This is a genomic window from Mesorhizobium sp. KACC 23794, assembly GCF_052180275.1.
Taxonomy (GTDB): domain Bacteria; phylum Pseudomonadota; class Alphaproteobacteria; order Rhizobiales; family Rhizobiaceae; genus Kumtagia.
In genome coordinates, this window is record NZ_CP197465.1 from 4,480,041 (window position 1) to 4,493,280 (window position 13,240).

Below are 13,240 nucleotides of genomic sequence, written 5' to 3' on the forward strand. Positions count from 1 at the left end.
AGCCGGTGCATGACCGCATCCGGCTGCCTCACGGCCTTGGTCACCATCGGCGCACTCGCCGCCTCGGCCTTCAAGGACATTGCCGCCGGCCCGAAGGATGCCAACGACCGCATCATCTACAATTCCGATACCGGCAATCTTTATTACGACGCCGATGGCTCGGATGCCGCCTTCAGCAACGTTAAGTTCGCGATGTTGAACGGCGTGCCGACTTTGACCGCCGCCGATTTCGCGGTCATCTGACAAGGGCAATCCGTCTTCGCATCTGCCGGACCGGCATCAGACGGTCCGGCCAACCCGCCTTCGAACCGCCGGAATGCGCTTTGCCCTTGAAGCGCGGCCGTTCAGATGTCACATGAGGCATTCGCACGACGCCCCATCACATCCGTTCGCCTGAGCCCATGGTCACCTATCTCGACGCCGACGCTGCACCAGCCCGCAACACCGGGCAAATCAAGCTCTACGGAGAAGACGCGTTCGCCGGCATGCGCAAGGCTTGCGCGCTCACCGCGCGCTGCCTCGACGAACTGGTCGCCCTGGTCGCGCCCGGCGTGACCACCGAGGAGATCGACCGCTTCGTGTTCGAATTCGGCATGGACCATGGCGCCTTGCCGGCGACGCTCAACTACCGTGGCTACACGAAGTCCTCCTGCACATCGATCAACCACGTCGTCTGCCACGGCATCCCGGATGCGAAGCCGCTGCGCGACGGCGACATCGTCAACATCGACGTCACCTACATCCTCGACGGCTGGCACGGCGATTCCAGCCGCATGTATCCGGTCGGCACGATCAAGCGCGCCGCCGAGCGCCTGCTGGAAGTGACGCATGAATGCCTGATGCGCGGCGTCGCCGCCGTGCGCCCCGGCGCCCGCACCGGGGCGATCGGCGCTGCAATCCAGAACTTTGCCGAGGGCGAACGCTGCTCCGTCGTGCGCGATTTCTGCGGCCACGGCGTCGGCCGCCTGTTCCACGACGCGCCGAACATTCTGCACTACGGCAGTTCCAACGAGGGCGTCGAGATGCGCCCCGGCATGATCTTCACCATCGAGCCGATGATCAATCTCGGCCGCCCGCATGTGAAGGTGCTGTCGGATGGATGGACGGCGGTGACCCGCGATCGCTCGCTGTCGGCGCAATATGAGCACACGGTCGGCGTCACCGCGACCGGCTGCGAGATTTTCACGCTGTCGCCGGCCGGGCTCGACCGGCCCGGCCTGCCGGACTGAGGCGCCCTCGCCTCTTCCAGCGGCCGCGCGCCTCGCCGGCCGGACGCCATCCCAAAACACCCGTTTCCACATCGACGGATCATGGCTAGACTTGGCGGGATCGCGGCGGCGAGGCCTTGGGAGGGCCGGCTGCGATCGGTCGAGGGCTGCATGGCGGCGGACGATAGTGACGAGCGCGGTTTCTTCGGCGAGCAGCCGCTGGCGCTGAAGCCCGGCAGGCTGGCCGCGGCCAAGCCGCATCAGGCCGGTCACCGAGACCGCTTGCGGCAGAGGTTCCGCGAAGCCGGCCCGGGCGCGCTGGCCGACTACGAATTGCTGGAACTCCTGCTGTTCCGTTCGATCCCGCGTGCCGACACCAAAGCGCGCGCCAAGGCGCTGCTGAAACGTTTCGGCTCGCTGGCCGAAGTGCTCGGCGCGCCCGAACATCTTCTGCGCGAGGTGGACGATATCGGCGAAGGCGCGGCGCTCGATCTGAAGATCGTCGCCGCCGCCGCCCAGCGCATGGCGCGGGGCGAGATCCAGGGCCGCGAAATCCTGTCGTCCTGGGCGCAGGTGCTCGACTATTGCCGCGCGGCGATGGCCTTCGAGGATCGCGAGCAGTTCCGCATCCTCTTCCTCGACAAGAAGAACGCGCTGATCGCCGACGAGGTGCAGCAGACCGGCACGGTCGACCACACGCCCGTCTATCCGCGCGAAGTGGTGCGGCGCGCGCTGGAGCTTTCGGCGACGGCGGTCATCCTCGTCCACAACCATCCATCCGGCGACCCGACGCCGTCGCGCGCCGACATCGAGATGACCAAGACGATCATCGCCTCTGCGAAACCGCTGGGCATTTCGGTCCACGACCACATCATCATCGGCAAAAAGGGCCATGCCAGCATGAAGGGCCTGCTGCTGATCTAGATTTCCGGTAGCCGCAGGCAAAGGGCGCCACCTAGCACGGCACCTACAGGAAAAGATCCACCTTCTGGAACGTCGTCACGTCGACCAGCCCCACATCGGATATGCGCAGTTCTGGGATGACCACCAGCGCCAGCAGCGAGTGCTGCATGTAGGCGTTGTTCAAGCTGCAGCCCATGTCGCGCATGGCCTTGGTCAGCCGGTCGGCCTTTTCGGCGACGATCTCGGCCCGCTCGTCCGACATCAGGCCGGCGATCGGCATCTCGACCAGCGCCAGTTCCTTGCCTTGCGAGATCAGCACCACGCCGCCGCCGATCTCGCCCAGCCGGTTGGCAGCCTGCGCCATGTCGGCCTTGTTGGTGCCGACGACGATCATGTGGTGGCTGTCATGCGCGACGGTCGACGCCATGGCGCAGTCCTTGACGTAGCCGAAGCCGGAGACGAAGGCGTTGGTGACAGCGCCGGTGCCCCGGTGCCGCTCGACCAGCGCGATCTGGCAGACGTCGTTTGCCCGGTCCATCGCCACCAGCCCATTCTCGACGCCGAGATCGGACTCGAGCGCGCGGGTCGGCGCCTGGTTCTCGATGACGCCGATGACGCGCACGCGCACCTCATTGGCGCCCTTGGGGGCGGCAATGTCGAAATCGACGGCCTTCAGCTTCTTGCCGAGTTTTACCGTGTTCTTGGCCTTCTTCGGATAGTCATAGGCAGGGATGTCGACAGTGAGTTTTCCATCCTTCGCCAGCTTCACGCCGCGCGCGAAAACCTCGTCGATCCTCAGCGTCGGCAGGTCGGAAACGATGAGGAAATCGGCCAGCCGGCCCGGCGCGATCGAGCCGATCTCACGCGCGAGCCGGAAATGCTCGGCGGTGTTGATCGTGGCCATCTGGATGGCGGTGACCGGCTTCAGTCCCTGGGCGATCGCATGGCGGACCACGCGGTCCATATGACCCTCATGCACCAAAGTGCCGGAATGGCTGTCATCGGTGCACAGGATGAAGTTGCGCGGATCGATCCCCTGCTCCGTCACCGCCTTGATCTGCGCTGCGACGTCGTACCAGGCGGACCCCAGCCGCAGCATCGCCTTCATGCCTTGGCGCACGCGCGCAATGGCGTCCTCGGCGCGGGTGCCTTCATGGTCGTCTTCCGGCCCGCCGGCGACATAGCCGTGGAAATTTGGTCCGAGATCGGGCGACGCATAGTGCCCGCCCACCACCTTGCCGGCCTTCACCGTCTCGGCGATTTCGCCGGCCATCACCTCGTTGTTAGCGATGACGCCCGGGAAATTCATCACTTCGCCGAGCCCGATGATGTTCGGCCAGGTCATCGCCTCGGCGACATCGGCGACCGAAAGTGCGGCCCCCGCATGCTCCAGCCCCGGGGCGGAGGGCACGCAACTCGGCATCTGCACATGCACGTTGACCGGCATGGCGACCGCCTCGTCATGCATCAGCCGCACGCCGTCGAGCCCCAGCACATTGGCGATCTCGTGCGGGTCGACGAACATCGAGGTGGTGCCGTGCGGGATCACCGCGCGGCAGAACTCGGTTACGGTGACCATGCCGCTCTCAACATGCATGTGGCCGTCGCAGAGGCCGGGCACGAGGTAGCGTCCGCCGGCATCGACGACTTTTGTGCCCTTGCCGATGGCGTGGCCGGCATTCGGCCCGCAATAGGCGAAACGCCCGCCGACGATGGCGAGATCGGTGCCGGGGATGATCTCGCCGGAATGCACATTGACCCAGCGACCGTTGCGCACCACCAGGTCGGCCGGCTTGCGGCCGGTGGCGACATCGACCAGCAGCGTCGCGTTCTCCTGCCAGGATTTTGGTTTCTCGAATCGAGGTGCCGGTGTGGGGGTCATCGGGCGGGCTACTCCATGTTTTCAGCACTTTGCCAAGCCGCGATGCAGATTACCAGTTCCGTGCTGAAATCGCGCGATGGAACGACCGATTGTGCCGATCCTCGCGGGCCTTATAGTGTTCCGGCGGACTTGGCGGCACGCGACGGGCATATGGTGGTCGATGGTTTCACGGATTGTCAGCGGACGAAGCGTATGGATCGCCATGCTGTTGGCGGCAGCCGCCGCGCTGATTGCAGTTTCGGTTCATCGCCTCGCGACACGCGCCGCACTGGACGAAGCCGCGTCGCGCGGCCAGACGACGCTGCGGCTGGCGGTGGCGGCCCTGTCGGGCCAGATGCGCCGCTACGAGCCCCTTCCGACGCTCATTGCCGATCAGGACCTCATTCGCCAGCTTCTCGCCGATCCGGGCGATCCGGCGCTGCGCGGCGATGCCAACACCTATCTGAAGGAGATCAACGCGCTTCTCGGTTCGTCGGACGTCTATGTGATGAAGACCGACGGCGAGACGATCGCCGCCAGCAATCATGACGGCGAGATCAGTTTCGTCGGCGAGAATTTCAGATACCGCCCCTATTTCCAGGACGCGATGGCGGGCCGCGACGGTCGTTTCTTCGCCCTCGGCACAACCTCGCTGAAACGCGGCTACTATTTCTCGGCGCCTGTCCTGATCGACCAGGCAGTGCGCGGCGTGGTCGTGTTCAAGGTCGACATCGACGCCATCGAGGCGTCCTGGAAGGGCGGCAACAACGAGATCATCGTCACCGACCCGGAAGGCATCATCTTCATGAGCGGCCGGCCGGATTGGCTCTACGCAAGCCTGAAACCGTTGACCGGGGACCGCATCGCCCGCACCACGGAATCGCGCCGCTATGCCGACGCCAAACTGCGCGAACTGCCGGTGTCGCGCGAGATGCGCGAGGCGGGACACTCTTTCCTCAGGATCAACGGCGACGGGCATTCCCGCGAGTTCCTGGAGCTATCAGAAGACATGCCGGAAGCGGGCTGGACGGTCAGCGTTCTGACGGACACCGCATCGGCGCGGGCGCAGGCGCTGACCACCATGGTCGCCGCCCTGCTGCTGTTCGGTCTGGCGACGCTGATCGGCGCCATCATCCTGCAGCGGCGGTCGCGGCTCGCCGAGCGCATGCAGATGCAGAAAAGCGCCCGCGAGGAACTGGAGCGCCGCGTCGAGGAGCGCACCGCCGACCTCGAAACCGTCAACGGCCAGCTTGAGCTTGAGATCGCCGAGCGGCGAGCGACGGAACAGCGCTTGCGGCAGACCCAGTCCGATCTCGTGCAGGCGGGCAAGCTCGCAGCCCTCGGCCAGATGTCGGCCGCGCTCAGCCACGAATTCAACCAGCCGCTGGCGGCCGTCAAGGCCTATGCCGACAACGCCGCGGTGCTGATCGACCGCGACCGGACGGCCGAAGCCCGCGACAACGTCTCGCGCATTTCCAGCCTCGCCGACCGCATGGCGACGATCAGCCGCCACCTGCGTAACTTCGCACGCAAGCCGAACCAGAAGCTCGGGCCGGTGCCGCTGGCCGAAGTCGTCGCCGACACGCTGGAAATCGTCGGCAGCCGCCTGAAGAACGCCGGCGCCACCCTTTCGGTGGATCTCGGCGCGGTTCCGCCCACGGTGCTTGCTGGTTCCGTGCGTCTGCAACAGGTGCTGGTAAATCTCATTTCCAATGCGGCGGACGCCGTGGAAGGAAGCGGGAACCGCATGATCGCGCTGTCGGCCTACCCCGACGGCGGAAAGGTGTCGATCGTCATCCGCGACCACGGCCCCGGCGTGCCGCCGGCGATCCTCGACCGCATCTTCGATCCGTTCTTCAGCACCAAGGGGGTCGGCAACGGGCTGGGGCTCGGACTTTCGATCTCCTACAACATCGTCAAGGATTTCGGCGGCAGCCTCTCCGCCACAAACCATCCCGAGGGCGGAGCGGTGTTCACAATCGTGCTCGACGCTGCGGATCGCTCGATCGCGGAAGCCGCGGAATGAAGGCGCCGACGGTCCTGCTCGTCGATGACGAGGACGAATTGCGGCGTTCCGTCGCCCAGTCGCTCGACCTGTCTGGCTTTACCGTGCGGGATTTCGCTTCTGGTGAACGCGCGGTGGATTTCGTCAGCCAGGGTTTCAATGGCGTGGTGATCACCGACATCCGCATGCCCGGCATGGACGGCATGACGCTCATGGGCCGCATCCGTGACATCGACCCCGACATTCCGGTGATCCTGACGACCGGTCACGGCGATGTGCAACTGGCGGTGCGGGCGATGCGCGAGGGCGCCTACGACTTCATCGAGAAGCCGTTCACGCCGCAGCATCTGGCCGACATGGCTGGCCGCGCCATGGACCGCCGGCAACTGGTGCTGGAAAACCGCGAACTCCGCGCGGTCGCCGGAAAACGCGACGACATTGAGGCGCGCCTGCCCGGCCGCACGGCGGTCATGGTCGATCTGCGCTACCGCATCCGCGCCGTGGCAGCGACGGACGCGGATGTGCTGATCATCGGCGACACCGGCACGGGCAAGGAGGTCGCGGCCCGGGCGCTGCACGACATCAGCCAGCGCGCCATGAAACCCTTCATCGTCATCAACTGCGCCGCCCTGCCCGAGGCCCTGATCGAAAGCGAGCTGTTCGGCCATGAGGCCGGGGCCTTTCCGGGCGCCCTGCGCGCGCGCTTCGGAAAATTCGAGCATGCGCGCGGCGGCACGGTGCTGCTCGACGAGATCGGCTCCATGCCGTTCGAATTGCAGGCAAGGCTGCTGCGAGTCATCCAGGACCGCAGCATCACCCGCCTTGGTTCCAACGAGGCGGTGCCGCTGGACGTGCGCTTCATCGCCACCAGCAAGGCCGATCTGGAGGCCGAAGCCGCCGCCGGCCGTTTTCGTGCCGACCTGCTATACCGCCTCAACGTGGTCACCTTGCGCGTCCCCTCCCTCAAGGCGCGGATCGAGGATGCACCCCTGCTCTTCTTCCACCTGGTCAACGAGGCCTGCGCCCGCTATCGCCGCGAAAAGGTCGAGGTGCCGGCCTCGGTGATCGCAGACATTTCCCGGCGCGACTGGCCGGGCAATGTCCGCGAATTGCGCAACACCGCCGACCGCTTCGTGCTTGGCCTCGGCCTTCAGCCGAAGGAGGAAGCCGACGACGCGGACCCAACCGAAAAGACGCTGGCCGAGCGCGTTTCCGACTACGAGCGCAGACTGATCGAGCGCGCGTTGGCCGCGCATGGCGGAAACCTCAAGCCGGTCTATGAAAGCCTCGGGATCGGCCGCAAGACGCTTTATGAGAAGATGCAGAAATACGGTCTCGACCGCCATGATCACGCATCCGGCGAAAAGCCTCATTAAGCTCCTGTCATTGCCCCAAATGCCCATCACGCTCTCGCTTGGGTGGAAATCCACCCATGCCACAGGAGCAATGTTTCGATTTCCACCCCTAAGTTCCGGATAACGACGGAGAACAGCCGCAAAAATCGACCGCCGACGTTGCATTTCGAGCCCCTTGCGTCATTTCCATAGAGTATTCGCCGCCGGTGCAGGGAGGACTGCTTCGCGACCGGTCCGGCGCATAGCTTTTAGCCTAGGGAGGACTTTCATGAAAAAGCTGCTCGCGACCCTCGCCGTCGCTGCGTCATTCGCCTTGGCCACCTATTCGGCCAACGCCCAGACCTATCCGGAACGGACGATCACGGTCGTCGTGCCCTTCGCGGCGGGCGGCCCGACCGATACGGTCACGCGCCTGGTTGCGGAGGCGATGTCAAAGGACCTCGGCCAGCAGATCGTGGTGGAAAATGTCGGCGGCGCCGGCGGCACGCTCGGCGCCGGTCGGGTTGCCAGCGCCGATCCGGACGGCTACATGCTGCTCCTCCACCATATCGGCATGGCGACAGCGGCCACGCTGTACCGGAAACTCGCCTACGATACGCTGAACGCCTTCGACTATGTCGGCCTCGTCACCGAAGTGCCGATGACCATCGTGGCGCGCAAGGATTTCGAGCCCGCCGATCTCAAGGGCCTGGTCGAATACGCCAAGGCCAACGCGGACAAGGTGACGGTAGCCAATGCCGGCATCGGCGCCGCATCGCATCTCTGCGGCATGCTGTTCATGTCGGCGATCCAGACGCCGCTTGTCACCGTCCCTTACAAGGGCACCGGCCCGGCCATGACCGACCTGCTCGGCGGCCAGGTCGACATCATGTGCGACCAGACCACCAACACCACCAAGCAGATACTCGGCGGCACCATCAAGGCCTATGCCGTGACAACGCCGAAGCGCCTCGACGTACTGCCCGACGTGCCGACCACCGACGAAGGCGGGCTTCCCGGCATGCAGGTCGCGATCTGGCACGGGCTCTACGCGCCGAAGGGTACGCCGGCCGAGGTCACCGAGCGCCTGTCGAAATCGCTGCAGCTGGCCCTCAAAGACCCCAACGTCGTCGCCCGCTTCGCCGAACTCGGCACCGTGCCCTCGCCGGAACCCGACGCCACCCCGGCCGCGCTGAAGGCGAAGCTGGAAGGCGAGATCACACGCTGGAAGCCGATCATCGAGGCGGCGGGTCAATACGCGGACTGAGGGTTTGATGAGGGGTCTGAAGTTTGTGTTCCGACCTTCTGAGTGAGTGAGACAAGTTCAGGCTTGTTCTGTTCACTCAGCACTTCGACCGACACCCCTCATCCGACCTCGCTTCGCGAGGCCACCTTCTCCCACAAGGGGAGAAGGTGGAGCACTGCACTTCCGGTCTTTGCAAATCTCCAACGTTGGCAGTGACGCCGGCGCGAAACTCCACCTTCTCCCCTTGTGGGAGAAGGTGTCGAGGCAAAGCCGAGACGGATGAGGGGTGCTGGAAGAAACGAGGCGTTGGCCGGAAAATCTAGTTTTTTCAATTGGATGCAAAGGTGCAATCCATGAAATCCGTTACCTTCGACCGCACCAACGCGCTCTGCGGGGCGTTGTTCGTGGCAGCCGGTCTTTTCTTCGCCATGCAATCGCTCGATCTCGAGATCGGCACGGCGTTCCGCATGGGGCCAGGTTACTTCCCGATCGTGCTCTCCGGTGTGCTGATCCTTCTCGGGCTGATCATCGTCATCCAGGCGACCCGGGTCGAAGGCGAGCCGGTCGGTCCGCTCGCCTGGCGCGGCATGGTGCTGATCCTGCCGGCGCCGATCCTGTTCGGATTGACGGTGCGCGGGCTTGGTTTCGTGCCGGCGATCTTCATCACCTCCTTCATCGCCTCCTTCGCCTCGACGCGCATGACCGTCGTCATGGCGCTGGTGCTGTCCGTGCTTCTCACCCTCTTTTCCGTCGCGGTGTTCAGCTATGGGCTGGGCCTGCCGTTCGAACGGTTCGGCCCCTGGCTGAGGTTTTAAGACGATGGATCTCTTTTCAAATCTCGGCCTCGGCTTCGCCACCGCCTCCACCTTCGCCAATCTCGGCTTCTGCCTGATCGGCGTGCTGCTCGGCACGCTGATCGGCGTGCTGCCCGGCATCGGCGCCACCGCCACCATCGCCATGCTTTTGCCGATCACTTTTCAGATCGGCGACCCCGTCTCGGCGCTGATCATGCTCGCCGGCATCTACTACGGCGCGCAGTATGGCGGCTCGACCACCGCGATCCTGATCAACATGCCGGGCGAATCCTCTTCCGCCGTAACCGCGATCGACGGCTACCAGATGGCCCGCAACGGCCGCGCCGGCGCGGCCCTTTCGACCGCCGCAATCGGCTCCTTCTTCGCCGGAACGGTGTCGACCTTCCTCGTCGCCATCTTCGCGCTCCCCCTCACCTCCATCGCGCTGCAATTCGGCGCGGCCGAATATTTCTCGCTGATGGTGGTCGGGCTGGTCTCTTCAATCGCACTGGCGCATGGCTCGATCGTCAAGGCATTGGCGATGGTCGTGCTCGGACTGCTGCTCGGCCTCGTCGGCACCGACATCTACAGCGGCGCGCCGCGCTTCACGCTGGGCATCCGCGAATATGCCGACGGGTTGAATTTCGTCGCGGTCGCCGTCGGCGTGTTCGGCATCGCCGAGATTCTGCGCAACCTCGAAAACGAGCACGAGCGCTCGGTGCTGATCACCAAGGTGGTCGGCCTGATGCCGACCCGCGACGACCTGAAACGCATGGCAGCACCCATCGTGCGCGGCACGATCATCGGCTCGGCGCTGGGCATCCTGCCCGGCGGCGGCGCCATCCTTGCCGCTTTCGCTTCCTACACTGTGGAAAAGCGCGTCTCGAAAAATCCGCAGGAATTCGGCAAGGGTGCGATCGAAGGCGTGGCGGGGCCGGAATCGGCCAACAATGCCGGCGCGCAGACCTCCTTCATCCCGATGCTGACGCTGGGCATCCCGGCCAACCCGGTCATGGCGCTGATGATCGGCGCGATGATCATCCAGGGCATCGTGCCCGGCCCCAATGTCGCCATCGAGCAGCCGGCGCTGTTCTGGGGCATCATCGCCTCGATGTGGATCGGCAATCTGATGCTGATCATCCTCAACCTGCCGCTGATCGGCTTGTGGGTGAAACTGCTGACCGTGCCCTATTACGTGCTGTTCCCGATCATCATGACCTTCTGCGCCATCGGCGTCTATTCGGTGAACTCCAACGTCTACGACCTCTACTCCGTCGCCTTCTTCGGCCTCCTCGGCTACGGCCTGATGAAACTCCGCTGCGAACCGGCGCCGCTGCTGCTCGGCTTCGTGCTCGGACCGTTGCTGGAGGAAAACCTGCGCCGCGCCATGATTCTTTCGCGCGGCGACCCGTCGACCTTCATCACCCGCCCGATCAGCGCCGGCCTTCTGGCCCTGGCGCTCGCCGTGCTGGTGGTCGTGCTGTTGCCATCGGTACGCAAGAAGCGCGACGAGGTGTTCGTCGAGGAAGATGCCTGACGAAGAGGCTCGACGCAAAGGCGGTCGCTACTTGCAATCCGCCACCGCTCCGCTAGGACTGACCTGAAGCGGACGTGGCGGAACCGGTAGACGCAAGGGACTTAAAATCCCTCGGGCTTGCCCGTACGGGTTCGATTCCCGTCGTCCGCACCACTTTGAAATCTCTAGAGAATTTGGCATTTCCGGCATCATGGGCTACCCAAGCAAATCCTGACTTGGGTAGCCGTCAGGGTAGCCGAGACAGTCACTCAATCAGGATGTCCGCCTCTTTCGCGGCCTCGGCGAACGCCCTTCTGAGCCTTGGCAAGCGCAGCCGTGCCCACGTGCTCTGTCGCTCCTGCGTCTTGAGAGGATGAATGGCCCGAAGGGCGTAGTCGTCCGTCGGACCACCCACAGGAAATCAGCCCTTCATGGCCTTCGCAGCCATGTCCATGTGCATGGTGCAGTCGTCCATCTTGTTGGCTTTCATCGCTTCCTTCGCCATGTCCATTTCCTTCATGGCGTTGGCCTTCATCGCGTTGGCCTTCATCGCGTCCATGTCCGCCTGCATCTTCATCATAGAGGCGTCGTCGCACTTCATCATCGTATCGTCGGCAAACGCGGCCTGGGCAAAAAACGTTGCGAAGGTCGCGGCGACGAGTGTGGTCTTCATCATGATGGTTTCCTCACCTGGGATTTGCGGGGAACATTCCCCTCATCCAGTTCGTCGCCGCGACCAATTTGTTACGTGGCGCTCCCATGCTTTGGAAATAGGTCCCGCGTCCGTTTCTGTGCCCGGGCGCGGCGGTTTCATTGGGCCGCTCTTAGCTCGCGTCGTGGTCGCCGGCAATGTCGCGAAAGGGTCGAAAGCAGACATAGGCGAAGCCCGGCCACGTCTCCGCAGCCAGGCAAAGGCGAAAAGATTTCGTCTTTCAGTGCAGCACGGGCCTTTGCTCGTCCTCGCCCTCGACAGGCGCCCGCACGGCGTCGTGCATCGCCGCCAGCAGCAGACGATTGTTCTCGTCCAGGATGACGTTGGCCTGCTTCACGCCGCGTCTGTCGCCTAGCAGGAAGCCGAAGCAGAAGGCCAGGGCGATGCAGGCGGCGAACGCGAGGTAGGTCACGTCTCGCCGCCCTCCGCCGCATCGCCCTTCAAACCCTCATGGCTTTCCAGCGCGTCTTGAACCGGCTCTATCAGCGACATGGCGAGTTTCTGGGCCTGCCCTATGCTATCAGCAATGTTTGGGTCAGGTGTGTCTTGCTGTTGGAGGCTCCAAGCCGCCAGTTCGCAAAGACGCATGATCGCCCATGCCTGCCGGCAGCAATCGGCGAGTTGCACGGCGGTCATGTCAGCATGATAAATGAGGCGGCTCATGATGACGCCTCCATTTTATAATCGGGACCGGACTCGATAGCCGAGACCGTCAGCAGACACGAGAAATGTGCGAGCGAGAGCAGCGACGACACGCGGTCGATGTCGTCAGAGGCGGCTCCCGCCTTTTCACGGTCGATGTCGTGCAGAATGTCCCCGGCGAGGCTTATCAAGTTCGCAAGGTTGGTGATGAAGGGCGGGGCGTCGGGTAGGGTCAGGGTGCAGCGGCTCATGATGCCACCGCCTTGTCGTCTTCCTCGCACACTGTCGCGATGGCGACGAACATCCGGGCGTAACCGGCGTTCATGAAGGCGGTATACATCTCGAAGTCCTTCGCCGCCTCCTCCAGCGTCTCCATAACGTCAGGAAGCCATTTCCCCCCGTCATCTCCCTCCATCGCTTGGCGGACAATTGCCATTAGTTCCGGCTTGGTCTTCATGCCGAACCGGATGGCAATGCCGAGCGAGACAAGGCCCGGATTGTGAAGGCGTTTCAGCGTGGGCAAATGCTCCAGCATGTCCGGCGGAAGGGGCTCGCCCCAGTCCAGTTCGGACCATGGGCGTTCGGGTTGTCCAGCCTCCGTAGCTGCGACAGCCTCCGTTGCAGCGAGCGGCGATTTCATCGCGGCGACGGCAGCCGTGACCGGAAGCGATCCTAGAAGGGTGCGCCGGGTCAGCATGACGCCACCTCATAGCCCGGCAGATAGCCTAGCTCGTTAAGCGCATCGATGTCGGCGATGCCGCATTCGGCAGGATCAGCCTCCCGCTCGTCATCACCCTCACGGTCGTCGCCGCCATCGTATTCGCGGTCATCGTCGCCGCCGGTGAAGCCCGCCAGATACGGCTCAAGGTTCTCGTCGCCCTCAAGCTCGTCCAAGCGGTTGATTAGCCGCTCTATCGTGGTTGCGATCTGAATACGGTCGAAGGCATCGAGGCTGTTGATTGCCTTTGAGAACTGACCCGGCAGCGCAGGATATTTCCATCGAGAATTGACCCATGTTT

The 13,240-nt window shown here is 64.0% G+C and carries 15 protein-coding genes and 1 tRNA gene; 9 read left to right on the forward strand and 7 right to left on the reverse strand.

Features of this window, described 5'->3' with window-relative positions; genetic code table 11:
• Positions 1 to 9 precede the first annotated feature (9 nt).
• The 3 genes from ACSBOB_RS21965 (at position 10) to radC (ending at position 2,132) form a co-directional block, all read left to right on the forward strand.
• Positions 10 to 243, forward strand: a complete 234-nt coding sequence (locus ACSBOB_RS21965) for a hypothetical protein (protein ID WP_442578200.1) — start codon at positions 10 to 12, stop codon at positions 241 to 243.
• A gap of 158 nt (positions 244 to 401) precedes the next feature.
• On the forward strand, positions 402 to 1,229 hold the full coding sequence (gene map, locus ACSBOB_RS21970; RefSeq protein WP_442578201.1) for a type I methionyl aminopeptidase: 828 nt from the start codon (positions 402 to 404) through the stop codon (positions 1,227 to 1,229).
• 150 nt (positions 1,230 to 1,379) lie between these two features.
• Positions 1,380 to 2,132: a RadC family protein gene (gene radC / locus ACSBOB_RS21975; RefSeq protein WP_442583795.1), complete on the forward strand. Its 753-nt coding sequence runs from the start codon at positions 1,380 to 1,382 to the stop codon at positions 2,130 to 2,132.
• Between the two features lie 43 nt (positions 2,133 to 2,175).
• On the opposite strand, the gene ade is transcribed toward radC, so the two are convergent.
• The gene (ade, locus tag ACSBOB_RS21980; protein ID WP_442578202.1) at positions 2,176 to 3,993 is read right to left on the reverse strand and encodes an adenine deaminase; all 1,818 of its coding nucleotides are present in this window, start codon (positions 3,991 to 3,993) and stop codon (positions 2,176 to 2,178) included.
• A gap of 160 nt (positions 3,994 to 4,153) precedes the next feature.
• Between ade and ACSBOB_RS21985 the strand changes: the two genes are divergently transcribed.
• The 6 genes from ACSBOB_RS21985 (at position 4,154) to ACSBOB_RS22010 (ending at position 11,041) form a co-directional block, all read left to right on the forward strand.
• Positions 4,154 to 5,998: a sensor histidine kinase gene (locus ACSBOB_RS21985; protein WP_442583796.1), complete on the forward strand. Its 1,845-nt coding sequence runs from the start codon at positions 4,154 to 4,156 to the stop codon at positions 5,996 to 5,998.
• Positions 5,995 to 7,353 carry a sigma-54-dependent transcriptional regulator gene (locus ACSBOB_RS21990; RefSeq protein ID WP_442578203.1) on the forward strand — a complete coding sequence of 453 codons (1,359 nt, stop codon included), beginning with the start codon at positions 5,995 to 5,997 and terminating at the stop codon, positions 7,351 to 7,353. The genes ACSBOB_RS21985 and ACSBOB_RS21990 overlap by 4 nt, the downstream gene beginning before the upstream one ends.
• 247 nt (positions 7,354 to 7,600) lie before the next feature.
• Positions 7,601 to 8,578 (forward strand): tripartite tricarboxylate transporter substrate-binding protein, encoded by a 978-nt coding sequence (locus ACSBOB_RS21995; protein WP_442578204.1) that lies wholly within the window; start codon positions 7,601 to 7,603, stop codon positions 8,576 to 8,578.
• Between the two features lie 332 nt (positions 8,579 to 8,910).
• Positions 8,911 to 9,372: a tripartite tricarboxylate transporter TctB family protein gene (locus tag ACSBOB_RS22000; RefSeq protein ID WP_442578205.1), complete on the forward strand. Its 462-nt coding sequence runs from the start codon at positions 8,911 to 8,913 to the stop codon at positions 9,370 to 9,372.
• Between the two features lie 4 nt (positions 9,373 to 9,376).
• Positions 9,377 to 10,888 carry a tripartite tricarboxylate transporter permease gene (locus ACSBOB_RS22005; protein WP_442578206.1) on the forward strand — a complete coding sequence of 504 codons (1,512 nt, stop codon included), beginning with the start codon at positions 9,377 to 9,379 and terminating at the stop codon, positions 10,886 to 10,888.
• A 68-nt stretch (positions 10,889 to 10,956) separates the two neighbouring features.
• A tRNA-Leu gene (locus ACSBOB_RS22010) sits at positions 10,957 to 11,041 on the forward strand.
• 247 nt (positions 11,042 to 11,288) lie between these two features.
• On the opposite strand, the gene ACSBOB_RS22015 is transcribed toward ACSBOB_RS22010, so the two are convergent.
• The 6 genes from ACSBOB_RS22015 to ACSBOB_RS22040 all read right to left on the reverse strand — a co-directional run bounded on the left by ACSBOB_RS22015 (position 11,289) and on the right by ACSBOB_RS22040 (position 13,115).
• Positions 11,289 to 11,543, reverse strand: coding sequence for a hypothetical protein (locus tag ACSBOB_RS22015; RefSeq protein ID WP_442578207.1), 255 nt, complete (start codon positions 11,541 to 11,543; stop codon positions 11,289 to 11,291).
• Between the two features lie 256 nt (positions 11,544 to 11,799).
• Entirely contained in the window at positions 11,800 to 11,991 is a 192-nt protein-coding gene (locus ACSBOB_RS22020; protein WP_442578208.1) for a hypothetical protein, read from the reverse strand.
• Positions 11,988 to 12,242, reverse strand: coding sequence for a hypothetical protein (locus ACSBOB_RS22025; protein WP_442578209.1), 255 nt, complete (start codon positions 12,240 to 12,242; stop codon positions 11,988 to 11,990). The genes ACSBOB_RS22020 and ACSBOB_RS22025 overlap by 4 nt, the downstream gene beginning before the upstream one ends.
• Entirely contained in the window at positions 12,239 to 12,472 is a 234-nt protein-coding gene (locus tag ACSBOB_RS22030; RefSeq protein WP_442578210.1) for a hypothetical protein, read from the reverse strand. Before ACSBOB_RS22030 ends, ACSBOB_RS22025 begins: the two co-directional genes overlap by 4 nt.
• Positions 12,469 to 12,918: a hypothetical protein gene (locus tag ACSBOB_RS22035; protein WP_442578211.1), complete on the reverse strand. Its 450-nt coding sequence runs from the start codon at positions 12,916 to 12,918 to the stop codon at positions 12,469 to 12,471. Before ACSBOB_RS22035 ends, ACSBOB_RS22030 begins: the two co-directional genes overlap by 4 nt.
• Entirely contained in the window at positions 12,912 to 13,115 is a 204-nt protein-coding gene (locus tag ACSBOB_RS22040; RefSeq protein WP_442578212.1) for a hypothetical protein, read from the reverse strand. Before ACSBOB_RS22040 ends, ACSBOB_RS22035 begins: the two co-directional genes overlap by 7 nt.
• Between the last annotated feature and the right edge of the window lie 125 nt (positions 13,116 to 13,240).

Bases quoted from the DNA above. Each gene is read 5' to 3' on its own strand.
- ACSBOB_RS21965 (WP_442578200.1), top strand. From the start codon at position 10: ATGACCGCATCCGGCTGCCTCACGGCCTTGGTCACCATCGGCGCACTC.
- map (WP_442578201.1), top strand. From the start codon at position 402: ATGGTCACCTATCTCGACGCCGACGCTGCACCAGCCCGCAACACCGGG.
- radC (WP_442583795.1), top strand. From the start codon at position 1,380: ATGGCGGCGGACGATAGTGACGAGCGCGGTTTCTTCGGCGAGCAGCCG.
- ade (WP_442578202.1), bottom strand. From the start codon at position 3,993: ATGACCCCCACACCGGCACCTCGATTCGAGAAACCAAAATCCTGGCAG.
- ACSBOB_RS21985 (WP_442583796.1), top strand. From the start codon at position 4,154: ATGGTTTCACGGATTGTCAGCGGACGAAGCGTATGGATCGCCATGCTG.
- ACSBOB_RS21990 (WP_442578203.1), top strand. From the start codon at position 5,995: ATGAAGGCGCCGACGGTCCTGCTCGTCGATGACGAGGACGAATTGCGG.
- ACSBOB_RS21995 (WP_442578204.1), top strand. From the start codon at position 7,601: ATGAAAAAGCTGCTCGCGACCCTCGCCGTCGCTGCGTCATTCGCCTTG.
- ACSBOB_RS22000 (WP_442578205.1), top strand. From the start codon at position 8,911: ATGAAATCCGTTACCTTCGACCGCACCAACGCGCTCTGCGGGGCGTTG.
- ACSBOB_RS22005 (WP_442578206.1), top strand. From the start codon at position 9,377: ATGGATCTCTTTTCAAATCTCGGCCTCGGCTTCGCCACCGCCTCCACC.
- ACSBOB_RS22015 (WP_442578207.1), bottom strand. From the start codon at position 11,543: ATGATGAAGACCACACTCGTCGCCGCGACCTTCGCAACGTTTTTTGCC.
- ACSBOB_RS22025 (WP_442578209.1), bottom strand. From the start codon at position 12,242: ATGAGCCGCCTCATTTATCATGCTGACATGACCGCCGTGCAACTCGCC.
- ACSBOB_RS22030 (WP_442578210.1), bottom strand. From the start codon at position 12,472: ATGAGCCGCTGCACCCTGACCCTACCCGACGCCCCGCCCTTCATCACC.
- ACSBOB_RS22035 (WP_442578211.1), bottom strand. From the start codon at position 12,918: ATGCTGACCCGGCGCACCCTTCTAGGATCGCTTCCGGTCACGGCTGCC.